This window comes from Methanosarcina horonobensis HB-1 = JCM 15518 (assembly GCF_000970285.1).
Classification (GTDB): Archaea; Halobacteriota; Methanosarcinia; order Methanosarcinales; family Methanosarcinaceae; genus Methanosarcina; species Methanosarcina horonobensis.
Map to the genome: position 1 here is coordinate 3,664,145 of NZ_CP009516.1, position 24,007 is coordinate 3,688,151.

Sequence of the window (24,007 nt, forward strand, 5' to 3'; positions counted from 1 at the left end):
ATAGTTGCCTGTCCTGATAGTTACTGGTCCTATCAGTGTTTTTCAGTTTATTTTGCCTTTCTCAGTAATCTCCCGGATTTAATTTTCAAGTGCTTGATCAGGCAAGTTCGCAGAAAAATGAAGCGAAAACAAAGGGATGGAAAATAAAAAGTGAAAAATGAATCGAGCATTATTCAAACTTAATTGAAAAAATAACACTCAATGCGATTATAGTTAGAATTTCCTGTAGTTAGGAAGGCAATCTCTGCAGTAAACCGGCCGTCCTTCTGTTGGTTTGAACGGAACTTCGGTCTCAACACCGCAGTCAGAACAGGTAACCTTGTGCATTTCTCTGGGGCCGCTGTTGCCGCCTCTGAAACCACCACGGTTGCCGTCTCTGGGGCCGCCCCGGTTGCTGTCTCTTCCTCTGAAGGAGTTTCCTCTGTCATTAAAACCCATTTTTGTTTCACCTCCGCTTATAGCAGATATTTATCAGTTAAAAAACAAGATTGTATAGAGCTCTTTGATTAAAAACAAAAGCGAGTTTTTAATAACAGATTATACGTCTCTTTATTTTCGACTTCAAAATGACATCCAAATTATATAAACTTTCCTATTAAAGAGTTAATTCACAGAAAGAAAAATTTCAGGAAGGATTAAGAGCAGAACTTCTCTAGCTCAAAATTATGCTTAAAGTAATGATTGAAGTGAGTTAAACGGATAAACTCAAGAAGAGTTCCTGTAGAAAAAGAATTGATCCGTCTGCCTAGGAATAAGACAGGACGGACACACTCTATAAAAGTAAGAATTCCGAAGTGGAGTTCGGACTTAATAACGGTTCTCTCTGGGCTTCCTGTGTTTTGGAAGGCAATCCCTGCAGTAGACCGGTCTGTCGGGATCAGGTTTGAAAGGAACCTGGGTCTCAGCGCCGCAATCAGAACAGGTTGCTGTGTGCATTTCCCTCGGGGCTCCACCGAAACCTCCCCGGTTGCTGTCTCTTCCCCGGAAGGAATTTCTGTCATTAAAAGCCATTTTCTTTTCACCTCCGCTTACAACGGATAGTCATTTGCTTAAAAATAAGATTGTATAGAGCTCTTTGATTAAAAACAGAAATTAGTTTTTAATAACAGATTATACGTCTCTTTATTTTTAATGCTCCTACTATACAGTCAAATTATATAAATTTTACTCATAAAAATTAAAAAAACAATCATAAAATATTTTTCATCTGAAGTCTCCTGATTTTAAATCAGAGCATTCAGATACCTTTACTGCAATCAAACAATTAATATTTAAACCCCACTGGCTTTTTAATCAGTTACTCTTCAGGAACAATGGAACGGATTCATTAATTATCCAATTTCTCTTTTCAGGTAGTGCCAGAAAGCCCATACACAGACCAGCTCCCAGCCTTCAGCACCATATCTGTTGAGGTCTTCTGTAGTTCCTCTGCCTAATTTAAGAATTGGAACACATTTATATTCAAATTTTTTCACGTAATCTCTCCGGATTTAATTTATTTTTAACAAATCTTCTGATTTTAAGTAGAAATGGTAGAAAAAGCCTCCCATAATCGGCAATAAGATTATCTGTAAACATGGGTGTAATGCGTGTTAAACCGGGCATAATAGATGAAACAGTAAAAAGCCTGAAAAGGATAAGCAGGAGACGAAAAGAGTAGAAAACTCTTGAAATAGCTCCGAATAGATGCAGAATAATTGAAAAGAGGGAGATGAGAGGTTTAACCGTTTCGCTGGTTAAAACCAACTGGATCAAGGTATTTTTTTTGTTAGTTAAATTTCGAAATTTTATCCATTATTTCAGATAGCCTTTGCGTTCGAGCCATTCTATTTGAGGTCTTGTATACTTCCAGATGACATCAGCTTTTGAATCCTGAATTTCCCACGGAGTTGCAATTACGATATCACCTTCACGAATCCACATCTTCTTATTCTTAGATCCGGGGATTCTCCCCATTCGGACAACGCCGTCCATACACTGTAAATTGACTCTCTTTGAACCTAAAAGACTGCCTACCGTTGCCAGCACTTCATGGTTCTCCTTACGTGGAGTACGCACTCTTGTCACTTCCTGAGTGCTGGGTGCAGCGTTTGCTGTTCCTTCTCTTCTCTTTCTCATGTTGCTTCTATAGTTAGCCAGGTTGATTCCTCGTTTATTTTGATTTTGAATTTTTAGTTTTTGAATTTTGATTTAGAGTTCAGTTTAGGTGCTGATCAAATTCGTAGCTTAAATTCTTCTGACATGCCTTATGGTGTATTGAACCTTTCTACCTTTAACGATTCTCTGCAGGTACTTTAGTCTGAAAGTTCATAAACGGATAAGAAATTAAAAACCCTTAAAAAACATAAAAGGCCTGAAAAATTTACAAATCCGAAACCTCAAAAAATTGCTTTATTAGGGATCCTATCCACCCAATCCATGATCCCCTAAAAAGAGGTTTGAAAATTATTGTATATTGTATCAACACTTTAAATAAATTTTTGCTGAAATAAGATCTTTTAATGAAATATGACTTTAATTAGTAAATTAAGTGGCAGCTTTAAGTAATTATCGCTCAATACCAGATTCATGGAATTAAGGGTTGATACCCTCACCAGAGTATAATGAATAAAACAAAAACATAGATTAAAAAGTGGAGCAGTGTTGCTGTAATACGTTACAGAACAACACCTTGTATAGAGAAGTTTAAATTTAGAACTTTCTGTGGTTTGGAAGGCAATCTCTACAGTAAACCGGCCGTCCTTCTGTTGGTTTGAACGGAACTTCGGTCTCAACACCGCAGTCAGAACAGGTAACCTTGTGCATTTCTCTGGGGCCGCTGTTGCCGCCTCTGAAACCACCACGGTTGCCGTCTCTGGGGCCGCCCCGGTTGCTGTCTCTTCCCCTATAGGAGTTTCCTCTGTCATTAAAACCCATTTTTGTTTCACCTCCGCTTATAGCGGATAAATCATGATCATAAAAATATGATTGGATATAATTCATTATTTAAAAACAAAAGTGGAGTTTTTAATAACAGATTATATTTCTCATTATTTTTACTAATTCTACAATCTTTTTATGATATATAAAGTTAATCAATAAAATGTTAGAAAATAGAGAGGTAATCCTGTCTAGAAAAAATATAAAAAGAAGCTGAAGTACACAAACTGTATCTTAGAATAAATAGGTAAGATTGGAAACCCTCTTCCCATCAGGCCTCCAGAGAAAAGCTTGGAATAGAAAATTGTTAGAATTCCGGGATTTTAGAACTTCCTGTGTTTCGGAAGACAATCCCTGCAGTAAACCGGTCTTCCTTCAATTGGCTTGAACGGAACCTGGGTCTCAACTCCGCAGTCAGAGCAAACTGCAGGGTAAAGTTCTCTTGGGCCGCTGTTACCGCCTCTGAAACCTCCGCGGTTGCTGTCTCTTGAGCCACCCCGGTTACTATCTCTCCCTCGGAAGGAATTTCCTCTGTCACTAAAACTCACTCTTGTTTCACCTCCGCTTATGGCGGATACCTTTAAGCTTGCCATAAAAATAAGATCCTATACAATTCTTATATTAAAAACAAAAATGAAGTTTTTAATAACAGAATATATGATTCTTTATTTTTACTGCCAATATGACCCTATCGTTATAATATATAAGTTTATCTCAAATAAACGGCGTATAAGGAGAAGCTTTCCGGGCAAGCCGAAGCTTTATTTGCTTCAATTTGACCAGTAAACTAAAGGGAATAGAAAGAAACAAAGAGATGAGTAAGAGAATTGATTTATAAATAGAAACAAAATAACCTATTGATGAGCTATTATTATTTACTATTACTTGCGATATTATTTGAGGTCTGCGGAACAACCTGCATGAAATTATCCGAGGGCTTTTCAAAACTGATTCCCTCAGTTTTGATTTTCGTATTTTATGCAATCAGTTTCTTTTTCTTTACCCTTGCTCTTAAAGGAATAGATGTAAGCATTGCGTATGCGGTATGGGCAGGGCTGGGGACTGCCTTTATAACAATAGTCGGAATTTTCTGGTTCAGGGAACCTGCCTCTGCCCTCAAGACAATTTCTCTTGTCGTTGTAGTTGCAGGAGTTATCGGGCTTCACCTGAGTGATAAAGTAACATAATTGACCTGGTACTGACAACCTTATTGAAAGACTACGTACAAGCCGAAGCTGAAGCTTTGACATAAGCTGGAATTTTAAAGTTCTTCGGTTCCTGACAAAAAGAAGACCTCAGCTCGGGCTTCAAAGTTTTTAGCCACAACACAAACCCTAAAATTTTGTTCCCCGTCCTTGTACTGAGCTCTTCAACCCTGAAATAATCAATCTCAAAACTGCAGTCTACAAGCAGGAACACAAGCTCTTTTTCGGAGAAATGATGTGCAATAAACTCAACATCTCCTATTAAAGATAACCTCAGGGTTTCAGGACTCTGAATGCTTCCCAAGTTATCCTGACTCTATCCTGCAGACGGCACAGAGGTTAAAAAAGCCTGCATGACTGCAACATCGAAACTTGATTCCTGGAAGGGAAGATCAGAAGCATTTCCGAGCTTAAATTTAACCCTTCCCTCTGTCTTCTTATCCGAATCCAGGCTTTTTACAACAGTTTCTGAAAGCTGAAAGCCTTATTGCTTCAATATTTATATCTATCTCTGTTACCGAATATCCCAGAGAAGCAAGCAAAAGAGCAAAGGATAGAGTAAAAGAAAAATCATGAGGCTGGAAAAAAAGTGGAAAAAATAAAAAAATTAAAAAACTGAAGGGGTAGGTAAATTGTCTGGAAATCAATAAAGATATTTCAGGCAACTCCTGAATCCGCCCTACAGGTGTCGCCTGAAAAATGCTTATTGTTAAGGGTTAACCCTGTTAAAGCAGACTTTGACACCGCCTCAGTACTGTTTAATTCAGGGTTGTAGTCCCGCAATTGGCCTGTGACAACCTGTCCAGGTCACAAGATATTATCTTCGCGGGATAACTCAGCGGCCTCTGCTGCAGAGTTCCGGAAGGAATCGGACCGTTGACATCAATATAGATGCAACAGAAGCCGCTGTTTCAGGATGGAAATGCCCTTAACATTCAGGTTTGTTTCTCAATGTTTTTGGAGTACTTACTTTTTGGAGATTTGTTCCTCTCTGTTTTTTGAGACCTTTATTCATTCGTGTTTTTAAAGACCTTTATTTCCTTCACAGTTTTAAAGATCTTTTAATCCCAGCAGGTTGTTTCAAAGCTTTTAGTTTCGCTTTATCCGAAAAACCATTTGGGACTAGAATCTCATATTGTAAAATTAGAATATAAGTATACTTTTTGTAATAGTTCGGTTACCTTACCTATTCAATGCTTTTAAAGCTTGATAATGCTTTATTTTCCTTGATAAAAGATCTGCACAATTTATAATAAATAGAGAGTGGATATGATTTCTTCGATTAACAGACAAGAGTTCTATAAAAAAATAAGTAAATCCTGATCCTTCACCATCCTTCTAAGTATCGTTAAATGTGCAAAATAAGCTGTAAATAGCAACGAAGATGATTTGGAGGTCTGAAAAGACTTTAACCTTCAGGTTCAGGCCTTGAAACTTAAAATAGTCTGATAAACTACCTGCGCTTAGTGGGAAAAACCTGAAGTATTGAGTTGAAGAGAGAAATAACTCTTTTTAATTACCTCCATTCATATTATTCGAACAATCTGAAAACATCCAGACATCAAAACTTTCGAGATTCTGGAAAAGAAATAGTATAAGGCACAGAACCAGCATAGTATCTTTTGATGGAACCGAGTTCGGAAACTTCCTCAGCAGATGGAAAAGCACTTTTTCCTCTATATACCATAACATTTATCGGAACCCTCGGGTTCGGCATCATACTTACTTTTCTCGTATACCTTGTAACTGACTATGGAGGCAACGCTCTTATTTACGGCATTCTTGCATCCACTTACCCTGCTTTCCAGCTTATTGGAGCTCCCGTTCTCGGAAGGTGGTCTGACCTTTACGGAAGGAAGAAGATTTTACTGCTGAGCCAGGTTGGAACTCTTCTTGCATGGGTTATTTTTCTTATTGCCCTGTTCTTTCCTGTAATCCCGCTGCTGGAAGTAGAATCCGACATGCTGGGAACTTTTACAGTTACTCTTCCTCTGTTCGCTCTCTTTTTCGCAAGGGCTCTTGACGGCGCTACAGGAGGAAATATTTCAGTTGCTAACGCTTATCTTGCTGATCTCACTTCAGAAGAAGAGAGAAATAAAAACTACGGAAGGATGTCTGTCGCCTCAAACCTAGGATATGTCTTTGGCCCTGCAATTGCCGGAATCCTTGGGACAACCATTTATGGCGAACTTTTGCCCGTGTCCGTAGCCCTGCTTATTTCTGTCATAGGAACCTTTATCGTACTTTTTCTGCTCCCTGATTCCCGTCCCTGCGCTATTGAAGAATACCCAGAATCCGCAGGCATCAGAAAAGTACTTGGGCAGGAACAGAAAGAATGCTATGAGGTTGAAGGGGGGAGTAAAATAAAATTTAGCGAGGCTTTCAAACTTGAATACATCCCTTTTATGCTCATTGTTTATTTTCTTATTTTCCTTGGCTTCAATATATATTATACTGCATTCCCGGTCTTTGCTGCTGTTGCCCTTCAATGGAGCCCTGCCGAACTGGGCATATACTTTTCCGTAATTAGTGCACTTATGGCGTTTGTGCAGGGCCCCGTCCTTGCAAAGCTTGCAAAGAAATATAGAGAATCAATCTTGGTTGTTGTCGGCGGCTTCATTCTGGGCCTTCAGTTCATCCTGATAGTTCCCGGAAACCTCTTCCTCTTATACTTAGCAGCTGTCTTTTTTGCTTTCGGGAACGGGATCATGTGGCCTTCCATTCTCTCTATCCTCTCTAAATTTGCAGGAAAAAAATACCAGGGATCTGTTCAGGGATTCGCCATGAGCACAAGCAGCCTTGCAAGCATAATCGGGCTTCTTGCAGGAGGCCTGCTTTATACGCAGCTGGGAGTGATCTCCTTCCTGATAGCAGCTGCAATAATATATCTTGTAGTTTTCTTTTCATTCAGGCTTATAAGAATCGAAAGAATAAAAGCGGAAAGAAATGGCAATTGAGAAAATTTCAACCGAATCTTCCAAAAATAATTGGACCTACAAAACGGGCACGGAAAAACTAAATCCAGAGTATATAATCACGGAAAACAAGGAAAAAGGGTAATATTGCAGCTTAGTCTTTTTGAGCACAGCGAAAAGGACAGGATACGGCTGCGGTTACGTCGTAACCCTCAGAAAATCTTCGATTTTCTGTGACTCTGGAGCACAATTCGGGATGGAAACCTCTTCACCCGTGCTTCCTTTCTTCTGTAATATAACAGCTAAAAATACCGATCATTACTTATTCATATAAATATTATATTGGCTTACCAAATTAACAAATGGTGTGGATGATAAAGCATTGGAATTACCACAGTTACGGCATAGATTTGACTACTCATTCACCGGGACACTCGGCAATTAATCCGGGAAGAAATGCATACATCCTTATCCTTGGTCTGGTAATTATTTTCCTGACCCTCAATTCGGCATCTGCTTTTCCTATAAATTCAGTTGTTGCTTCAAACTTTAGCGGTCCTACTGATTCAGGAGAGCTAGAGGTCTTTATGGACGGGGCCGTAAATACACAGCTCAAGGCCCATCATATTCCCGGAGCAACCGTAGCTGTGGTCAAAGATGGACAGGTCATTTTTGCCAAGGGCTATGGTTATGCCGATATCGATGAACGCAAGCAAGTAGCTGGAAATCAAACTCTCTTCCGTGTAGGCTCTGTCAGCAAACTCTTCATATGGACAGCAGTAATGCAGCTTGCTGAACAGGGAAAGCTGGATCTTGATGCCGATGTTAACATATATCTCAAGGACTTTCAGATTCCTTCTACCTATTCCAGGCCTATTACCCTCAAGAATCTCATGTCCCATACATCGGGCTTCGAGGATTTAGCCATTGGAGGACGTGTTTTTGTGCGCAGTTCAACTGATATCATGCCGCTGGACGAGTACCTGAAAAAAGAAATGCCTGCTCGAGTGCGCCCTCCTGGAGAACTAACCGCCTACTCGAACTATGGCTCTGACCTGGCTGCATATATTGTTGAGCAGGCATCGGGAATGCCATTTGATAAGTATGTGGAACAGAATATCCTGCTTCCGCTGGACATGAACAATACAACATTCGACCAGCCCCTACCATCCAGGCTGGCTTCGAACATGTCCAATGGATATGTTTATGAGGACAACGCTTACATAGCAAAGCCTTTTGAATACTTGCAGGTATGGCCGGCAGGCTCTATGAGTTCCACCTCAGAGGATATGGCAAAATTCATGATTGCCCATCTTCAAAACGGAAAGTATGGCAATAGCCGTATACTGCAGGAGGATACGGCACAGCAAATGCACAGCAGTCTCTTCAAAAACGATCCCGGAGTTAGCGGCATAGCATACGGGTTCTTGGAGATGAATCCGGACAAACCGAGAGTTATAGGGCATGGGGGCGACACTATCCTGTTCCATACCCAGCTGGTGCTGATACCCGAAAGCCAACTTGGACTGTTTATTTCCTGTAACGAACAGGCTAGCGAATCAGCCGTCAACGAGCTATGGCAGGTTTTTATGGATTATTACTATCCACTGCCTCTTTCCTCAGTACATGAACCCATCTCCGGCTTTGAACAGAATGCAGGCCTCTTTGCTGGAAGCTACCGCCCAACAAGGAGCGCCTACACCAATTTCGAAAAATTAGCCTCTCTCTTCCAGGAGGTAAGGGTATCTCCAGGCCCGAATGATACTCTGATAACTTCCCAGCTATTCCAGGGGTCAAAAAAATGGATAGAGGTAAAACCGCTGACTTTCATTCCCGCTGATGGTCTGCCTTCCCGGGACGGGCTGGTCTTCGGCAAAGATAGCGAGGGTCATATCAATTATCTCTTCATGAAACTGAATCCCACGACTGCCTATGAGAAAGTGCCCTGGCACGATGATATCAATATTAATCTTTCCCTGTTGGGAGGTTGCATTCTCCTATTCTTGTCGACGCTTATCTGGCCGATGAGATTGATTACCAAGCGCTCCCCTTGGAAGCCAAAAAAGCCTGCCACAATTGCCAGATTGTTTGCAGGTGGAGCCAGCATGATTAACTTTCTGTTCCTGGTGGGATTAATATCTCTTTTTTTGGCTAAGCCAGAAGATGCAGAATTCCTATACTCTATCACTACCTTCTTAATAGTCCTCCTGGCAATCGCCCTGATAGCTGCAATTCTAGCACTTAGCTCTGTTGCATTCGCAGTCCTTGCATGGAAAAATAGCTACTGGGATCTTTCTGCAAGAATTCATTACAGTCTTGTGGTTCTGGCTCTGCTGGCGTTTGTCTGGTGGCTGAATAACTGGAATTTTCTTGGGTTCAAGCTCTAATTTAATCTCATGCCGACGGGAATTTGACCAATTCTAGAGTTCATACACTTGTCGAGGGGGAAAGTGCTTGGTACTCAGAAACTTCCTAATTATTTAATTTAAGGAATTGAAGAATTCATCGGGATTCAAAGGTCTATCAGGATTCAAGGATTCATAACGCATTCCTGACCACAGTTTTCCAGGAAACTCCAGGGAAAAGATTCAATAATTAATTCTGAACATTCAGAAGATTAATTTAGGATATCCAGTAAATCAATTCCAATACAGATTCGCAACTTGGCTTTAAAAAGAATTCAAATTAATAGAATTAAAAAAGAAATTATTTTCAACGAGAAACTGCGAATAAATTGCATAAAATAGTCAAAGTTGAAAAATAATTTATTTTGAACAATCAGCGAGCAGTAGGGGCGAAATGGTATGGGATGGCCTATAACTTCCGGATACTACATAATAGAGGACATGAATTCAAGATCTTCGGCTCAAGCGCCTCTCTGCCCTACTTAAATGAAATCCCGACGACTGCACTCTCCTACTTCTTCAGGGAAAGAAAAGTTACAGATATCGTTGGGGACAGAGACCCCGTTGTAATCCAGAAGCAATGGATCTCTACACAGGCAAAACAAAGAAATGAGGCTCATGTTACTTCCATCCTGAAGTCAATGAAAACAGCTGGCGAAAGTACGAGCAGCAGATAAAGCAAAACGTTGTCTTGAAGGTAAAGAAAAGATAAGCCAGGACTGCTTTTCAGGACATACTGCTCTTCAGGGAGCAGAGCAGCTCAAAGTATTAATAAATCTCCTTGACTCTCCCAACCTGCCCATCGGTCAACTGCACCTTTATCCCGTGAGGATGAGTCGAAGAGTTGGTTAAAATTCTCTTTACAATGCCCTGGGTTATTTTCCCTGTCCTCTGATCCTGCTTTAAAACAATTCCTACTTTTAATCCTTCTTTGACGTTTGATCTTATGCTACATCTGTTCATGGCAGAAGGTAAATTAATAGCTATATAAATTATACGTTTAAAAAATTATTTTCCTATAAGAATTACTTTCTCTTTCAATACTTTCATCAATAAATTGACATTTTCACCGGAAAGTTATTTCACGGTTTCTTATATATGTTCTCTACTTTCAAGCCAGTCTATTATCCTGGGCCAGAGAGATAATGAAATAATCAGGGAAATAACAAAAACAAAAATAGAACCGGCAGTAATATCTACAAGAGTATAGGCTGCTTCCCCCTGGTACATATTGGCTAACAGAGCTCCGAGTAAGAAGAGGTTTACAAGCGCTGCCGAGGTAGCAATACTTGAGATAAGTACAACTCTACTCCTTTTGTCTTTGGATCCAAATTTTACCATATAATCACCGTTAGCCTGATTACCCCCAACAACCGATCACCCTCAATAACCTAACAACCTCACTACTCCCAAGAACATTACATTCTCAATAGCTTCATATCCTTAAAAGCTTCATATCCTTAAAAGCTTCATATCCTTAAAAGCTTCGTATCCTCAACTGGTTAGCTGAAGTATCCGGAAGGTAGAATCCGGAACCTGGCCTGTGGTAAGTTCATCCTGAGAGCTTTTAAAAGCGAGTGCAGGAAAGTTCTATCAACGGGTACTTTTACACTTTATTTTCTACACATCATCGTCCAAGTTTTTTCTGAATTTTACTTTCTAAGTCCTGCTTTCTGCACTCTGTTTGATTTTTCTTTCTTACAGATCTACCTTAAATAATTCAGCTTCAGAAGTATCTTCCCTTAACTTATTTAATCCTGCTTCTTTTCATCAGCAGGGAATTTGTCGTTACAGAAACCGAGCTAAGTGCCATGAAAGCGGCAGCCAGCTCCGGTGTAATCATAATCCGGAGGAAAAAAGGATACAGAATTCCAGCTGCAATAGGGATTCCTATTGTATTGTACCCGAAAGCCCAGACCAGATTTTGCTTGATCTTATTAATGGTAAGCCGGCTCAGTTTAAGAGCTGCTACCACATCTCTCGGATCGTTTTTTATAAGTACTATCTTTGCAGATTCCATTGCCACATCCGTGCCTGCCCCCATAGCGATTCCAACATCGGATTGAATCAGGGCAGGAGCATCGTTAATGCCGTCGCCAACCATGCCGACGAGTTTGCCTTCTTTCTGAAGCTTTTTGATTTCGTTTGCTTTATCTTCGGGCAGCACCTCTGCAAGCACCCTTGGAATCCCTACCTCTCCAGCAATAGCCCCGGCTGTGATAGCATTGTCTCCGGTTATCATAACTACTTCGATATTCATTTTTTTAAGGGTATCAACAGCCTCTTTAGAGTTCTCCTTCAGAGTATCGGCAACTGCAACAAGCCCTACAGCTTCGTTCCCAAGAGCTACAAGCATTGCAGTTTTCCCCTGTTCTTCAAATTTGCGCATCTGGGTTTCAAGCCCCTCAAAAGAAATTGAGTTTTCTTCCATAAGTTTGCGGGTACCAAGCAGGATCTTCCGGTCTTCAAGATAGGCTTCGATGCCCTTTCCTGGAATCGAACGGAAGTTTTTTGCCTCTGCAAGGTCGATTTTTCTTTCATCCGCACCTCTTACAATGGCTTCTCCCAGTGGATGCTCGGATCCTCTTTCAGCCGTTGCGGCAATAAAAAGCACTTCGTTTTCCTCGCGACCGGAAACTGCAAACACGTCCGTGAGTTTGGGGGTACCTTCAGTCAGGGTCCCTGTTTTGTCAAACACGATCGTATCAAGTTTATGCGCCCTCTCAAGGGCTTCTCCACCTTTGATCAGAATTCCGTTTTCAGCGCCTTTTCCCGTTCCGACCATAATAGCTGCGGGTGTTGCAAGTCCTACTGCACAGGGACAGGATATCACAAGGACGGTGATAGCTATAAGCAGGGAAAAGAGGAAGGGACTGATTCCTCCGAGAGCTATGGATTCACCTACTCCGTAGCGCCAGTAACCGATGAAAAACCAGAAGAAAAAAGCCACCAGGGCAATTATATGCACGGCTACGATGAAGTTGCCGGCAAAAACATCTGCGATTCTCTGTATGGGAGCTTTTGTTGTCTGGGCTGATTCCACAAGCCTGATTATCTGGGCAAGGGCAGTATCAGCTCCTACTTTTGTAGCCCTGAACCTGAAGGACCCTGTCTTGTTAAGGGTAGCCCCGATAACAGTATCCCCTTGACTTTTCTCTACGGGGATGCTCTCACCGGTAATCATTGACTCGTCTACTGCAGAGCTTCCCTGAACCACAATTCCGTCAACAGGGATCTTTTCTCCGGGACGGACCACGACAATATCCCCGACAACTACCTCTTCTACAGGAACTTCTTTTTCTTCGCCGTCTACGAGGATCCGTGAGGTTTTTGCTCTTAACCCCATCAGTTTTCGGATGGCTTCCGAAGTTCTGCCCCTGGCTCTTGCTTCAAGGTACCTGCCAAAGACAATGAAAAGTATCAGTAAAGCTACGGTATCATAATAAAGAACGTCGTATCCAGGCCCCAAGTCAAGGAAAGTTGCTGCTACACTGATAAGATAAGCTGACCCTGTCCCTGCAGCAATCAGCAGGTTCATGTCGGTTACTCCATGCTTGAAACCTTTGAAAGTTCCGACGAAAAACTGTCTGCCCGGAAAAAGAAGGACAAGAGTAGAGAGTATAAAAAGTACAACAGGTTCTGTAAGGATCTCAGGAACAAAAGCGAGAAACGGAAATGCCATGCTCATATTTCCAAGAGCTATCGGAATTCCCAGGACAAGGGCAATAATCAGGTTGTTTCTCTGCCTGCGGATTTCAGCATCCCTTGACATTTGTTCCCGGTCTTCGTATTCAACAGTCTCAGCCTGGACCGAAGCCCCATAGCCTATTCCCTGAATTGCAGCAATAATTTCCCTCACAGAAATGCGAGCCGAGTCAAATTCCACAACGGCTTTCTCAAGAGGAAGATTTACGGAGGCCGAGATTACGCCTTCGGTTTTATAGAGGATCTTCTCAATATTTGAAGCACAGGACGCACAGCTCATACCCTGGATATTCAGGGTTACTTTATCCTTCTCGACTTTATACCCTATGGATTCAATAGCCTCTTCAATTTCCTTCGGAGAAACCATGGAAGGATCAAAACTGACCTGTGCCCTGCCAAGTTCCAGGTTAACGGCTACGGAATCCACGCCCTCTTTTTTCTTCAGGATCTTCTCGATGTTCAGTGCACATGCCGAACAGGTCATCCCTGAAACTCCGAGAGTGATTTCTTTTGAACCCGGTTTCTGGCTTGATATGCGAACTGCTTCTTTTTCCGCAGCAATGCATGGTTCGGTAAGAGGGCATGCCTGAGAACTCTCTACCACCCCCTCTTTTACTTCTTCTGAAACCCTGTCTACAGGTTCTGAAAGTAAACCTGCTTTCTCTTTTTCCAGAGCAGGTTCGGAGTTTTCTGCCTGGACTTCTTCTTCATACCCTTCAGTCGTCGCTTCTTCGCGTTCTGTAGAATATCCTGCCTTTCGGACAGCTTCTTTGATATCCTCAAGGCTTAGTTTATCGGGATCAAAGTTAACAGTTGCACTTTCGGCTTCAAGATTGACATCTACAGATTTGACTCCATCAAGAGAAGAAATAGCATCCGCTACTCTTTTCTGGCAGTGACCACAGGTCATGCCATAAACACCTATCGTGATTTCCATCGGATATGCCGCCTATCCAGTTTTTCAGACTGCCTAACCGCTTAAAAAGCGTTTATAGACTCCCTTATATTTTTGTAACCCGCCTCAAGCAGGGTCATCCTTATGACATGTGCATCGGTTATCCGGCTGTCATATACCACATTTACTGTCCTCTCAGGGACGTTTACATTTACACGGGAAACCCCGTTAATAGAGGTAATAAGTTTGGTAACTGTGTCTTTGCAGTACCTGCAAATCATATCATCTACTACAAGTGTTGTCTCCCCGATGTCTTCACCCCCGGATCATCAGCTGCTTTTTAAACAGGCGCTTCACCCATATTATAAAAATCTGTACCTTTTACTATATAATAAATTCCTCGAGCCCGATAAATCGAATCTCTTGAGGAGAATCGCCAAATACATTATCCCAGTTCAGGCTGGCTCATACCCGGTTTCTCTTATTGCAGCTTTGATTTTCTCGGTGTCTGTCTTTCCTTCATCGAACTCAACAACAGCCTGTCTGTTCTCAAGGCTGACATCTACTTTCTTTACGCCCTGCACGCCTTCAATTGCCTTTTTAACCCTCATAACGCAGTGTCCGCAGGACATGCCTTCGACTTTTACGGTTTCCTGAGTAATTGTTTCAACCTCCAGTATAATTTATCTGAAATAACTTGGATTATCAGCTTTATAAAAGTGTTCTCTAGAGAAAAGAAGTAAAGATCCTGTTAAAATAGTTTCCTAGCAATCTTATCTCAAACAGTTATCATAAATCTTAAGGACTGACAGGACTCCAAGTGATAAGAATAAGTATATCCGACCTTAAGGAAACATATCATACCTTATATCATTTTCATATCCAGAATTAGAATGTAAGGACTAATGGGACAATACGAACATGAGATTTGACTGAAAATAGTATTAAACGAACCGCAATCAACACGGACTTACATACACGATCAAAAGATAATAGGGGGATGGACCCCCACTGATTTTATTTATAGGCAGCCTTATCAGGCTTATAACTTAACATCCTTGTTCGGATTCTTCCATACTCTCTAAGTCCATTGTTTTGTTTTGTTCATATTCTTCCATACACCCTAAGTCCATTGTCTTGTTTTGCTCATATTCTTCCGAAGGCTGTAACTTCATTGCCTTATCCATCATTTCCATTGTCATATTTTCTCCGGTCATGCACTCATAGGCCTGAATCATATGACCCATCATTTCCATCTTAGACTCAAGGGTTTCTGTGCTGGAATCTTTCATGTGAAGTTTGTGGAGTACCATAGCTTTTTTCAGCCAGACGCTTGCGCTGTCCATTCTGGCCTTGTCTGTCATCTCCATAGCTGCGCTCTCTCCCATAATACATTTACGGGCATACATCATATTGTCCATCATTTCCATCCGGGACTCATTGGTTGCTTTACTGGGATTCTCCATCTGAAGCTTGTGCAGTACCATAGCCTGCTTCAGCCAGAAATCAGCATTGTTCAACCTGATCTTGGCTCCATACATAGAGACTGCCAATGCTTTGTATGCTGTTATGTTATCCATCTTTTCCATGGTTACATTTTCTCCCATGATGCATTCATGGGCACGCATCATATGATTCAGCAGCTCCATCTTAGACTCATTGGTTGCTTTGCTGGGATCCTCCATGTGAAGCTTATGCAGTTCCATAGCTTTCTCAAGACAGAAATCAGTATAACCCAGCTTAGACTGATCTGCACTTGTGTCCTGATCCATCTCAGCCATGTAGCAGTTTCCGTCAGCCATGTATTCACCGGTCATACAGCGCATCATGGTCTCGTTACCCTGGTAATCCCCTATGCTTGACTGCATCATAGAACGTGTTTGATTGTAATCACACTGACCCATGGTATCTCCTGCAGCGGAACCTACCATCGTAATTGCCACAATTCCCAATACCAGCAAAAATGCTGACTTTATCGTTCCAATCCTGATCATCTTATTTCCCCCGTTACGCACCGAATTTGATAGGTTTAAAGATTCGGTTCCTATTTTATTTATCTCCGCAATATAAAAGTCTTATTATAATAAAAACCGTTTCTGGGGACTCTTTTACAGATTAAGAGGCTTTAAAAAGGAGATAATTAAAAAAAAACATTGAAGACAATGAAATCTTTCATTTTTCACAAAGAAGTGGCTTCGTAACCCAATGTAAGATAAATATCCGGAAAATAAGGCAACCAAAACGCAAGAAGGCTCTTAAAGATGCCAGCCCTGGGAAGCTGAAAATTAAAAGAAAAATGTCAGAAGTTGACAATAATCAGGGCTAAAGACAAAAAGCCGGGATGTAGCTCATTTGATCTTTCGGGTTTGATCATGCTGGATTCCGTCCTTATGTCCTCCAGCACCATGTTCAATCCTTTTATCCTCTTCTTTATGCCCGTGCTTTCCGTCGCCATGCCCGCAATGTCTTCCATGTTCTCTATGATTTCCATACTTTCCACACATGAAAAAATGAAGCAGGATGTAAGCAAGGAAGAATATATAACTGGAGTACGCCAGAAGGTGAGCTCTGTGCTCTGTCAATATATAGAATGCAATGGTAGATAGAATAAAGAGCAAGGCTGCCCTTATAATAAATTTATTTCTTAAACTGAAAATTGTTCCATTCATCAGGGAGTCTCCCAAGCCATAGGGCTTGAGTGCTATTCCTTCTCAGCCCTTTAATACTGAGGGATTCACCACATTTTGTGCCCTACCCCTAATAAACATCTCTACATTCTCAATACTCACATACGTACATTCATCCAAAGATTCTTCAGAGAGAAAAGCAATATGTGGAGTCAACACTACATTATTCATCACTAGAAGTGGACTATTCATTGGTAGAGGCTCTTTTTCGAAGACATCCAGCCCTGCTCCGGCGATCTTTTTCTCCTTAAGAGCTTCTATAAGAGCAGCTTCATTGACCACTTTCCCCCTGGCAGTATTGATCAATATAGCAGTAGGTTTCATCCTTGCTAGTTCTCTCGCACCTATCATATGTTCTGTTTCAGGTGTTAGCGGCACATGCAATGTGACTATGTCACTCTCTGAGAGCAGAGTATCCAGATCTACAAATTTTATGCCCAGTGCTTTTGCTTTCTCAGGATTGGGATGAGCCGTTACAGAGAGCACATTCATGTTGAATCCTTGTGCAATCTGTATCACTCTTTTACCTATTTCGCCCGTTCCAAGTACACCTATGGTCTTGCTCATGAGCTGGTTACCCACATAGTGCTTCCAATCGAATAATCCTTCTCGCAGGTCCATATCTGCCAGATGGACTCTTCTGAGAAGGTTCAGGGATAAGGCAAAGACAAACTCCGCCACCGAGTCGAAGGCATAACTGGGAACGTTTGATACTATTACTTCACGTTCTGTCGCTGCCTCCAGGTCCACATTATCGAAGCCCGTCTGCCACAGAGAGATCAGCTTTAGCTTGGGCGCAGAGCTTATAGCCTTGGCGTCAACTCCGTATCTTCCTACTATTACAACTTCAGCATCCTTTATTCTCTCAATGAATTCGTCATGAGAGAAAGGCACATTTTTGTAAATTTCGAGTTCACCCAACGCTTCGAGCCGTTTTTTGTACTCTTCCGTCATGAATATGGGGTCTGCTACTACTATCTTCATACGCCACCCCGTAATTCCAAATGATGCCTGAGATTCCACTTATCTTTCCTGTAGGAAAAGCTGAAAAAACAGTAAGTTTTGCCTTCGTACTCTGACTTGAAGACAGCAGACTTGTCTTCACGCTCTATCTTGCCCGGGTTTAAAATATTCATATCTTCCCATCCCTTAGGGCTCGATGTACTTTTCTGGATCTTCATCAAACTTCTTTTTATCCGAAAGGGCGCAGAAGTAGTACGTCTTTCCTTTATACTCGCTCTTGAATCTCGCGTCCTTCTCGTCTAGCTTCATCTTACAGACAGGATCAATTACTACTATAATAATACCCCCAATAATTAAAAACGAGTCAAACTATTTCTATTTTATCACCTGAACAGATTTGAGAGGAATTTAATCTGGTGCACGAAATTCAATTCAAGATCGCTTTGGCAGTATTGCTCTTAATAGTTGCTGGCGTCAGACTTTATTACTAAAGGGACCATAGAGGGTTTGAAAAAGTAGCAATAAAACATAAAGGGCATACTTTGATGACCGATGGCTCTTACAGGTTCATCAGGCATTACATGTGCACAGTCATCTTCCAGTTGGGGCAATGATTGGAAAAGAGAAGTTAAAAATACCCCCAGGAAAAATTCAGGAAAAACCATGTTATGGAGAAAAAAAATCGCGATTTTGGAATGTTTTGTGATAGAAGTGTTTTGTAATAGATTTTCTAGGGATTGTAACATCTCAAATTTTTAGAAGCTATTAACCTCCAATTGACTCTCGAATTTAGTGAATTACATGCGGTTCCTCATAAGAGCCTTCAGGCTCATTGTAGGTTGCCAGCATTAGAGCCGCTACCAAGAGCACGCCGGACCAAAGATATCCTAATATCGAGAACAAGATATTAAATGCCCTCAAAACTCCTGCTAATGCAATCAAAGATCCTAAAACTCCATGATACCTCTTCGACCACCGAATTGACTCCGCAGTCCCATGCTGGGGATGTGTCAGGAACATGAAGCCTATGACGACCAGGGCACTAGGCAGCACCAGCCCCAAGATCTTCTTCGAAGATCCTTTTGCAGTCTTTAAAAATTCCATGAGGCCGGCCAGAGTTAGCAACACCCCCATCGTTAGATGCTGCCTCTGCTGGGGGTCGGTCCATACGGCCTTTAAAGTGAGCTTAAGGTTCTTGGTTTCATGGTGAAGGAGTAGGAAGAGTGTGAGGAAGGCTCCAGAGATAGTCAGTAAGGCAGAAGGCAGATATGTCAGGATATTTACGAGTATTCCCACCTCATGTAGCAGAGCTAGCGCGGCAGCAGTTCCAATGACCACACCCATCAAGTTGTGCACAAAATTCGAGGCCCGACGAATGGCCTCTGGAGAGTGCACAGCTCTCCATTTCCTTGCCTCATTCTCTGTCAGCTCGACCATACTTATATTATAATTACATGCTTATATAAGTAAATCTACTGATACAGCTAAGCCTCTGTTACATTCTTTTCTATTTTGTAGCTGCTGAAAGTAATATGCAACTTTTCCCAATGAGGAATTCATAATCAATAAATAGTTTTGTGATAGATTTAATCCTGTGTCTGAAGCTCAGTTTAAGCGCGTCCTGGCAGCCTTGCTTTTGGTGGAAATAGGTATCAGGCTACATTATATGAAAAGCTACAGAGATTTCAAAAGAGCAATGATAAAACACGAGCAAAGAGAGAAAATGTCTCTCGCTTTTGTAGGCCTCGGGTTTATTCCCATATTCTTTTACGTTCTTACATCCCGGATAAATTCTTTTCGCCTTCCTTTCCCTGCATGGCTCCGCTGGTTTGGAGCAGGAATTATCTTTGCTGGCGATCTTCTCTTTGTCTGGTCTCATAGAGCTTTAGGCAGGAACTGGTCTCCCTTCCTGGAGACCTGGAAAGACCATACTTTGGTGACTGAGGGTCCTTACAGGTTCATCAGACATCCTATGTATGCGGCCATTGCTTTAATAGGCATAGGAGTATCGTTCCTCTCTGCCAACTTGCTGGTTATCTTGGCTCATATGCTGTCAATAATAAGCATGTACCTGGTCCGAGTATCCGATGAAGAGAAGATGATGGCAGAACAATTCGGAGACGAGTACAGGGAATATGTGCAGAACACGAGAAGGCTGATCCCAAAGTTGAGAATTTTAAGGAGTAGAAAACAGATTTAGGAAGCAAATTTTGAATCTTAAGGATAGTTCGTGGACTGTTGAGAAAAAAATAGTTAACTGATAGGGTAGTGTTGGGAACTATATTACTGTTTGAGTATGCATCTATGTTCTTCTTGATTACTTTAAACGCGGAATAAACCCCGGAACTTCTGCCATATAACGAGAGTACTCTTCTCCAAATTCCGTCAGCACCTCTTTCTCTTCACTTCCTGTCAGCCTTTTGTACATATATACAAGGATTGGAAACACAATCAGAGTCGACATTGGGTATTTTTGCATATCCCGCCAAAAAGGCGATTAGCGTTTTTTAGATTAATATGACTATTTATATACATGAAGGGATAATTTTTGTATCTATAGATGAGCCAATTTTTGATAGATTCTATTCATGTTAATGAACTCTAGGCGCTTGTTTAACTCCTGGAATTGCTCCTGAAGTTGCTCATAATTTGGGAGCCCGTCTTTTCTAAACGTTAACATACGTAAAATTTAGTAGTCACATTGCATAGGTTAGCAATTATCATCTCAGCAATTATTGTCTACAATAAACCTTTGCTATCTTCGAAAATTGAAAAATTAATTGGGGCTAAGACCAGCGAACCGCCTCTCCTCAGAGCAGTCCCCAAAGTCAAAACTATTTCTCTTGAAGATAAACATTAATACTGAAGATAAACATCGATACAATAGTCGACTAAAATCTCAACTGAGAGTATTTTTTATGATAGATAAAAAAGTTCTCATCTCCGGGGGAGGCATAGCGGGACTTACTCTTGGGATACTGCTCAAGGAGAAAGGATGGGAGCCTTTAGTAATCGAGCGCGATACGGCCGTGAGGACTGAAGGGTACATGATGGGTTTTTTTGGAACGGGCTGGGACGTTGCCGATCGTATGGGATTATTGAGTGATATTAAAAAGGTTCATTATCCAATAGATTATCTGGAATATGTCGATTGGAATGGAGATCCTCATTTTCCGGCAGTGCCCATCGAACGTGTACGCAAGGCCTTTAGGGGAAAATTTGCCTTTCTCCGCCGCCCGGATTTGGAGTTCATCCTTTTCAATCGTGCCTTGGCATCAGGTGTGAGAATAAGATTTGGCACGACCATTCAATCAATTAAAGAAGAGGAGAACGGTTTGCAGGTAGTGTTCAACGACGGAACCATGAGCGCATTTCAGTTGCTTTTTGGCGCTGATGGAGTTCATTCCAACGTTCGTGAATTGATTTTTGGTCCAGAGTCTCAATTCGCCCGATATCTTGGTTATTATGTAGCGGCATTTCACACTCCTAATCATGATTATTGCATCGGACGTTCGCTGGAGATCTATGAGGAGCCGGGCCGTATCGCGTGGTTTTACCCCCTCGATGCCAATTGCATGGATGCGGTGTATATTTTTCGCCATGATAACGTTGGTTACTTGCCTCATGAAAAGCGGCTTGCTTTCGTACAAGAGCAGTTCGATGGGGCCGACTGGATTGCCGAAGATACCTTAAAAAAGGTTTCCTCCTCAAAGCCCATTTATTTCGATGCCATGGAGCAAATTGTCATGCCGGACTGGTATAAAGGGCGAATTGCGCTTCTTGGAGATGCGTGTGGATGTCTTACACTGACTGCAGTACAAGGATCACATATGGCGATGGCAGGGGCCTATGTAATTACGCAGGAGCTTGAGAGGTATTCCGGAGATTATCAATCCGCCTTTACTACCTACCAACAATTCCTCAAACCTTTCGTAGATAGAAAACAAAATGACGCCATACGGTTTGCTGGACAGTTAGTTCCATCTTCGAGAACGAAAATGGTGTTTCGCTATCCACTCATTCGTTTAATATTCAATAAATTTTTCCTGAGTCATTTTCTAAATTTATTGGGTGCGAAAAGTATTCTGGTTAACTATAGTTAAAAATCTAAAGATTGATATTGATAGATCCCGCTGGTAGATCCCTGCGCCACGGTTATTAGTGAGCCGGTTTCAAAATTAGCCTACTATTTCCCACCAGTATATAAGGGAGCAAGCGATATAGATTGGCCTAATTACAGCATCGCTGTCATGGTGCGCCAAGAAAGCGCATTTTACTAAACTCCCATTTGACCCATAGGTATCTACACTTGCCATAAGGCCCAATGGGAGCATAACTGTCATCAAGTGCAAAGCAACTTTTAATATTAACTAGCACTAATCGCAATGGATTTCGTTTTTCGCATCAAGATTTAAACATCCATATGAATTAATATGGCTATAAACCATTGGCATAAGCGCTCTGAAGTCATCTAATATCATTAAGTGTATTGATCTGAAACGAAATTTCTTATATGTGTTGACTTTATATTACTAGCTCCTGATCCTTATTTTTGAATATGTCTGTTATATGGAAATTACTTTGCATTTGGTAGCAGCTATGCTCCCATTGGGCCATTTAGGAAAGAATAATGTGACATAGATATCTTTTTAGTATTCCAATTACAAAAATATAAAGCATATCAATACCGGTTGGAATAATTTGTCAGTATTAAGTCCAAAAGAGGTTGTAGACCTATACAGGAAAAGGGCGAAAAATTATGATCTTACTGCCAACCTGTATTATTTGATTGGCTTTAGATTACACCATTATAGAGTTCTCACAATTGACTCCCTTGATATCAAGAAAGGTGATACTGTCTTGGAATTAGGCTGTGGTACAGGTCTAAACTTCCCATTGCTTCAACAAAAGATCGGAAAAGAGGGCAAGATCATAGGTGTGGATATTACTGATAAGATGCTAGAAAAGGCAAAGGAGCGCGTCAAGAAAAATGACTGGAAAAACGTTGAGTTCTTTCATGATGATGTTGCCCAATACAATATCCCAGAAGGTGTTGATGCAGTCTTTTCAACATTCGCATTGACACTATCTCCAGACTACGACAAGGTGATCAAAAATTGCAGTGAATCACTTAGAAAAGGTGGTAGAATTGCAATTCTTGATTTCAAAATGCCGAACAATTACATGAGATTTCTTGCACCCTTGATGATATTAGTTACAAGGCCTTTTGGTGTCAGGAAAGAACTTCAGTATAGGCACTTGTGGGAATCTGTTGAAAGATATTTCCAAAAATCTTCATTGAGAGAAATGTACGGGGGATTTGTTTACTTATCTGTGGGAATAAAGGATTAAAATAACGACGGATAGATGAGCAATTTTCGAGTTGTCACATTAGAGTATGAACAGAATATGTGTACATCCTGAGATTGTTTAATGCACTAAAAGGGGTTCTGTTAAAAGGGGTTCTGTTGCAAAAGGTCATAATATAGAAGCAAAAATTTAATTTCACAGCAAAGAACATAAAAAAGCATAATATTCCTATGAAACTATGAAACAGTCAAAATTAAGCAGCTATTCCGAATAACTTGTTTATAAAATTGGCTTCAGCAAGAACACATCGATTTAAAGTATCAATCTGTCCTTTTTATCATATGCATGATTTCAATTCCTTTTAAAATCTTAATAGCCGTATAAAAGACTGAAAGCCTAACATTGGACGAACTATCTGTTTTATAGATCTATAATCCTGTTCAACAATATTATTCAAATACTTAATTTGCCGAAGGCTTACGTTTTTACAGACCTTCCGCAGATCTCTCCTCAAAGATAATATCTTTCACAATTTTTCCCCATTAACCTTACTATCTTGTTCTTAACTTCATTCATATTTGCAATTTCAATTATTACTTTTGAGTCCATTTCAGTTTTGATTTCTGTAATCTCCCTAATTAGCGTGAAAACCCATTTCAACGTGGGCTTCTGAGTTTGTTTTTTAAGCTGGTCCGGTATTATTTCCCCTTTTTCTTTTAACTTCTCTCTTAGCTTCCATTCAGCTACCGAATAAATCATTAGGGTTAAGACCATTATCATTGACAGTTCTTCAACTTGACATTGTCACATTATAAATATACTTTTATATCATTTCGTGAAATCGGTGATGCTCTATGGGAATCCATAGAACCCTATCTTCCTCCACAGAAACCACATACAGGAAAGTCACGTACAGATAGTTAATGAACGGTATTTTGTACGTCGTTATGGCAGGTTGTACGTGGAAAGATGTTACCTGCCGCTATGGCTCTAACAGTAGTTC

General features: G+C 41.0%; 30 protein-coding genes and 1 pseudogene. 8 read left to right on the plus strand and 23 right to left on the minus strand.

Going from position 1 to position 24,007, the window contains the following annotated elements:
- Positions 1-213 precede the first annotated feature (213 nt).
- The 6 genes from MSHOH_RS16005 to MSHOH_RS16025 all read right to left on the minus strand — a co-directional run bounded on the left by MSHOH_RS16005 (position 214) and on the right by MSHOH_RS16025 (position 3,467).
- The gene (locus MSHOH_RS16005; RefSeq protein ID WP_048141133.1) at positions 214-438 is read right to left on the minus strand and encodes a CxxC-x17-CxxC domain-containing protein; all 225 of its coding nucleotides are present in this window, start codon (positions 436-438) and stop codon (positions 214-216) included.
- A gap of 369 nt (positions 439-807) precedes the next feature.
- Positions 808-1,011, minus strand: a complete 204-nt coding sequence (locus MSHOH_RS16010; RefSeq protein ID WP_082089384.1) for a CxxC-x17-CxxC domain-containing protein — start codon at positions 1,009-1,011, stop codon at positions 808-810.
- 320 nt (positions 1,012-1,331) lie between these two features.
- The gene (locus tag MSHOH_RS24750; protein WP_204245338.1) at positions 1,332-1,475 is read right to left on the minus strand and encodes a hypothetical protein; all 144 of its coding nucleotides are present in this window, start codon (positions 1,473-1,475) and stop codon (positions 1,332-1,334) included.
- Between the two features lie 319 nt (positions 1,476-1,794).
- Positions 1,795-2,118, minus strand: a complete 324-nt coding sequence (gene eif1A, locus MSHOH_RS16015) for a translation initiation factor eIF-1A (protein ID WP_048141135.1) — start codon at positions 2,116-2,118, stop codon at positions 1,795-1,797.
- Positions 2,119-2,691: 573 nt separating this feature from the next.
- Entirely contained in the window at positions 2,692-2,916 is a 225-nt protein-coding gene (locus MSHOH_RS16020) for a CxxC-x17-CxxC domain-containing protein (RefSeq protein ID WP_048141137.1), read from the minus strand.
- Positions 2,917-3,242: 326 nt separating this feature from the next.
- A complete protein-coding gene (locus MSHOH_RS16025) occupies positions 3,243-3,467 on the minus strand; it encodes a CxxC-x17-CxxC domain-containing protein (protein ID WP_082089503.1) in 225 nt (74 codons plus the stop codon).
- Positions 3,468-3,779: 312 nt separating this feature from the next.
- On the opposite strand from MSHOH_RS16025, the gene MSHOH_RS16030 reads away from it, so the two are divergent.
- A complete protein-coding gene (locus MSHOH_RS16030; RefSeq protein WP_048141141.1) occupies positions 3,780-4,106 on the plus strand; it encodes a DMT family transporter in 327 nt (108 codons plus the stop codon).
- A 31-nt stretch (positions 4,107-4,137) separates the two neighbouring features.
- On the opposite strand, the gene MSHOH_RS25340 is transcribed toward MSHOH_RS16030, so the two are convergent.
- Positions 4,138-4,428, minus strand: coding sequence for a hypothetical protein (locus tag MSHOH_RS25340; protein WP_052730893.1), 291 nt, complete (start codon positions 4,426-4,428; stop codon positions 4,138-4,140).
- Between the two features lie 12 nt (positions 4,429-4,440).
- Positions 4,441-4,575 (minus strand): methyltransferase domain-containing protein, encoded by a 135-nt coding sequence (locus MSHOH_RS25345; RefSeq protein WP_239451394.1) that lies wholly within the window; start codon positions 4,573-4,575, stop codon positions 4,441-4,443.
- 1,174 nt (positions 4,576-5,749) lie between these two features.
- Here MSHOH_RS25345 and MSHOH_RS16040 point away from each other — a divergent pair.
- The 4 genes from MSHOH_RS16040 to MSHOH_RS16050 all read left to right on the plus strand — a co-directional run bounded on the left by MSHOH_RS16040 (position 5,750) and on the right by MSHOH_RS16050 (position 10,121).
- A complete protein-coding gene (locus MSHOH_RS16040; RefSeq protein WP_048141142.1) occupies positions 5,750-7,081 on the plus strand; it encodes an MFS transporter in 1,332 nt (443 codons plus the stop codon).
- Positions 7,082-7,202: 121 nt separating this feature from the next.
- Positions 7,203-7,373: a hypothetical protein gene (locus MSHOH_RS24400; RefSeq protein WP_162197650.1), complete on the plus strand. Its 171-nt coding sequence runs from the start codon at positions 7,203-7,205 to the stop codon at positions 7,371-7,373.
- A gap of 37 nt (positions 7,374-7,410) precedes the next feature.
- Positions 7,411-9,426 (plus strand): serine hydrolase domain-containing protein, encoded by a 2,016-nt coding sequence (locus MSHOH_RS16045; RefSeq protein ID WP_052730895.1) that lies wholly within the window; start codon positions 7,411-7,413, stop codon positions 9,424-9,426.
- 383 nt (positions 9,427-9,809) lie between these two features.
- Positions 9,810-10,121: a hypothetical protein gene (locus tag MSHOH_RS16050; protein WP_158024212.1), complete on the plus strand. Its 312-nt coding sequence runs from the start codon at positions 9,810-9,812 to the stop codon at positions 10,119-10,121.
- Between the two features lie 91 nt (positions 10,122-10,212).
- Here MSHOH_RS16050 and MSHOH_RS23020 read toward each other — a convergent pair whose 3' ends face one another.
- From MSHOH_RS23020 to MSHOH_RS16095, 11 genes are all read right to left on the minus strand, one after another.
- Entirely contained in the window at positions 10,213-10,407 is a 195-nt protein-coding gene (locus tag MSHOH_RS23020; protein WP_082089386.1) for a YwbE family protein, read from the minus strand.
- Positions 10,408-10,536: 129 nt separating this feature from the next.
- A complete protein-coding gene (locus MSHOH_RS16055; RefSeq protein WP_048141146.1) occupies positions 10,537-10,785 on the minus strand; it encodes a hypothetical protein in 249 nt (82 codons plus the stop codon).
- Positions 10,786-11,191: 406 nt separating this feature from the next.
- The gene (locus MSHOH_RS16060; protein WP_048141148.1) at positions 11,192-14,086 is read right to left on the minus strand and encodes a heavy metal translocating P-type ATPase; all 2,895 of its coding nucleotides are present in this window, start codon (positions 14,084-14,086) and stop codon (positions 11,192-11,194) included.
- A 41-nt stretch (positions 14,087-14,127) separates the two neighbouring features.
- Positions 14,128-14,325 (minus strand): heavy-metal-associated domain-containing protein, encoded by a 198-nt coding sequence (locus MSHOH_RS16065; protein ID WP_048141150.1) that lies wholly within the window; start codon positions 14,323-14,325, stop codon positions 14,128-14,130.
- A gap of 174 nt (positions 14,326-14,499) precedes the next feature.
- Complete coding sequence (locus MSHOH_RS23025; RefSeq protein WP_338037950.1) at positions 14,500-14,727, minus strand: heavy-metal-associated domain-containing protein; 228 nt, start codon at positions 14,725-14,727, stop codon at positions 14,500-14,502.
- 366 nt (positions 14,728-15,093) lie between these two features.
- Positions 15,094-16,038: a hypothetical protein gene (locus tag MSHOH_RS16075; RefSeq protein WP_048141154.1), complete on the minus strand. Its 945-nt coding sequence runs from the start codon at positions 16,036-16,038 to the stop codon at positions 15,094-15,096.
- Positions 16,039-16,392: 354 nt separating this feature from the next.
- Positions 16,393-16,713 carry a DUF2933 domain-containing protein gene (locus MSHOH_RS22320; protein ID WP_158024213.1) on the minus strand — a complete coding sequence of 107 codons (321 nt, stop codon included), beginning with the start codon at positions 16,711-16,713 and terminating at the stop codon, positions 16,393-16,395.
- A gap of 42 nt (positions 16,714-16,755) precedes the next feature.
- Positions 16,756-17,715 carry a 2-hydroxyacid dehydrogenase gene (locus tag MSHOH_RS16085; RefSeq protein WP_048141156.1) on the minus strand — a complete coding sequence of 320 codons (960 nt, stop codon included), beginning with the start codon at positions 17,713-17,715 and terminating at the stop codon, positions 16,756-16,758.
- A complete protein-coding gene (locus MSHOH_RS24030) occupies positions 17,712-17,867 on the minus strand; it encodes a hypothetical protein (protein ID WP_158024214.1) in 156 nt (51 codons plus the stop codon). The genes MSHOH_RS16085 and MSHOH_RS24030 overlap by 4 nt, the downstream gene beginning before the upstream one ends.
- Before the next feature lie 13 nt (positions 17,868-17,880).
- Positions 17,881-18,048, minus strand: coding sequence for a YHS domain-containing protein (locus MSHOH_RS23030; protein WP_338037951.1), 168 nt, complete (start codon positions 18,046-18,048; stop codon positions 17,881-17,883).
- A gap of 435 nt (positions 18,049-18,483) precedes the next feature.
- A complete protein-coding gene (locus tag MSHOH_RS16095; RefSeq protein WP_158024215.1) occupies positions 18,484-19,131 on the minus strand; it encodes a hypothetical protein in 648 nt (215 codons plus the stop codon).
- A 157-nt stretch (positions 19,132-19,288) separates the two neighbouring features.
- Between MSHOH_RS16095 and MSHOH_RS16100 the strand changes: the two genes are divergently transcribed.
- Positions 19,289-19,894, plus strand: a complete 606-nt coding sequence (locus MSHOH_RS16100) for a protein-S-isoprenylcysteine O-methyltransferase (protein ID WP_158024216.1) — start codon at positions 19,289-19,291, stop codon at positions 19,892-19,894.
- Positions 19,895-20,011: 117 nt separating this feature from the next.
- On the opposite strand, the gene MSHOH_RS24035 is transcribed toward MSHOH_RS16100, so the two are convergent.
- Entirely contained in the window at positions 20,012-20,173 is a 162-nt protein-coding gene (locus MSHOH_RS24035) for a methyltransferase family protein (protein WP_158024217.1), read from the minus strand.
- Between the two features lie 439 nt (positions 20,174-20,612).
- Here MSHOH_RS24035 and MSHOH_RS16105 point away from each other — a divergent pair, with 439 nt between their 5' ends.
- Entirely contained in the window at positions 20,613-21,797 is a 1,185-nt protein-coding gene (locus MSHOH_RS16105) for an FAD-dependent monooxygenase (protein ID WP_048141164.1), read from the plus strand.
- A 75-nt stretch (positions 21,798-21,872) separates the two neighbouring features.
- Here the strand turns inward: MSHOH_RS16105 and MSHOH_RS24040 are convergent, their stop codons facing one another.
- Positions 21,873-22,028 carry a hypothetical protein gene (locus MSHOH_RS24040; protein ID WP_158024218.1) on the minus strand — a complete coding sequence of 52 codons (156 nt, stop codon included), beginning with the start codon at positions 22,026-22,028 and terminating at the stop codon, positions 21,873-21,875.
- Between the two features lie 367 nt (positions 22,029-22,395).
- On the opposite strand from MSHOH_RS24040, the gene MSHOH_RS16110 reads away from it, so the two are divergent.
- Positions 22,396-23,046, plus strand: a complete 651-nt coding sequence (locus tag MSHOH_RS16110; protein WP_048141166.1) for a class I SAM-dependent methyltransferase — start codon at positions 22,396-22,398, stop codon at positions 23,044-23,046.
- A 319-nt stretch (positions 23,047-23,365) separates the two neighbouring features.
- Here the strand turns inward: MSHOH_RS16110 and MSHOH_RS26080 are convergent, their stop codons facing one another.
- Both MSHOH_RS26080 and MSHOH_RS16115 read right to left on the minus strand, forming a co-directional pair.
- Entirely contained in the window at positions 23,366-23,518 is a 153-nt protein-coding gene (locus tag MSHOH_RS26080; protein ID WP_394297755.1) for a DDE-type integrase/transposase/recombinase, read from the minus strand.
- Positions 23,515-23,802, minus strand: a pseudogene (locus tag MSHOH_RS16115) (IS1634 family transposase); the annotation flags it as partial. The pseudogene MSHOH_RS16115 and the gene MSHOH_RS26080, both read right to left, overlap by 4 nt.
- Positions 23,803-24,007: the final 205 nt, after the last annotated feature.

Bases quoted from the DNA above. Each gene is read 5' to 3' on its own strand.
- MSHOH_RS24035 (WP_158024217.1), bottom strand. From the start codon at position 20,173: ATGCAAAAATACCCAATGTCGACTCTGATTGTGTTTCCAATCCTTGTA.
- MSHOH_RS16065 (WP_048141150.1), bottom strand. From the start codon at position 14,325: ATGATTTGCAGGTACTGCAAAGACACAGTTACCAAACTTATTACCTCT.
- MSHOH_RS16055 (WP_048141146.1), bottom strand. From the start codon at position 10,785: ATGGTAAAATTTGGATCCAAAGACAAAAGGAGTAGAGTTGTACTTATC.
- MSHOH_RS16030 (WP_048141141.1), top strand. From the start codon at position 3,780: ATGAGCTATTATTATTTACTATTACTTGCGATATTATTTGAGGTCTGC.
- MSHOH_RS16060 (WP_048141148.1), bottom strand. From the start codon at position 14,086: ATGGAAATCACGATAGGTGTTTATGGCATGACCTGTGGTCACTGCCAG.
- MSHOH_RS16005 (WP_048141133.1), bottom strand. From the start codon at position 438: ATGGGTTTTAATGACAGAGGAAACTCCTTCAGAGGAAGAGACAGCAAC.
- MSHOH_RS24030 (WP_158024214.1), bottom strand. From the start codon at position 17,867: ATGAATATTTTAAACCCGGGCAAGATAGAGCGTGAAGACAAGTCTGCT.
- MSHOH_RS16105 (WP_048141164.1), top strand. From the start codon at position 20,613: ATGATAGATAAAAAAGTTCTCATCTCCGGGGGAGGCATAGCGGGACTT.
- MSHOH_RS16095 (WP_158024215.1), bottom strand. From the start codon at position 19,131: ATGGTCGAGCTGACAGAGAATGAGGCAAGGAAATGGAGAGCTGTGCAC.
- MSHOH_RS16020 (WP_048141137.1), bottom strand. From the start codon at position 2,916: ATGGGTTTTAATGACAGAGGAAACTCCTATAGGGGAAGAGACAGCAAC.
- MSHOH_RS23020 (WP_082089386.1), bottom strand. From the start codon at position 10,407: ATGAACAGATGTAGCATAAGATCAAACGTCAAAGAAGGATTAAAAGTA.
- MSHOH_RS16010 (WP_082089384.1), bottom strand. From the start codon at position 1,011: ATGGCTTTTAATGACAGAAATTCCTTCCGGGGAAGAGACAGCAACCGG.
- MSHOH_RS16045 (WP_052730895.1), top strand. From the start codon at position 7,411: ATGATAAAGCATTGGAATTACCACAGTTACGGCATAGATTTGACTACT.
- MSHOH_RS22320 (WP_158024213.1), bottom strand. From the start codon at position 16,713: ATGAATGGAACAATTTTCAGTTTAAGAAATAAATTTATTATAAGGGCA.
- MSHOH_RS16040 (WP_048141142.1), top strand. From the start codon at position 5,750: ATGGAACCGAGTTCGGAAACTTCCTCAGCAGATGGAAAAGCACTTTTT.
- MSHOH_RS16075 (WP_048141154.1), bottom strand. From the start codon at position 16,038: ATGATCAGGATTGGAACGATAAAGTCAGCATTTTTGCTGGTATTGGGA.
- MSHOH_RS16085 (WP_048141156.1), bottom strand. From the start codon at position 17,715: ATGAAGATAGTAGTAGCAGACCCCATATTCATGACGGAAGAGTACAAA.
- eif1A (WP_048141135.1), bottom strand. From the start codon at position 2,118: ATGAGAAAGAGAAGAGAAGGAACAGCAAACGCTGCACCCAGCACTCAG.
- MSHOH_RS24040 (WP_158024218.1), bottom strand. From the start codon at position 22,028: ATGCTCCCATTGGGCCTTATGGCAAGTGTAGATACCTATGGGTCAAAT.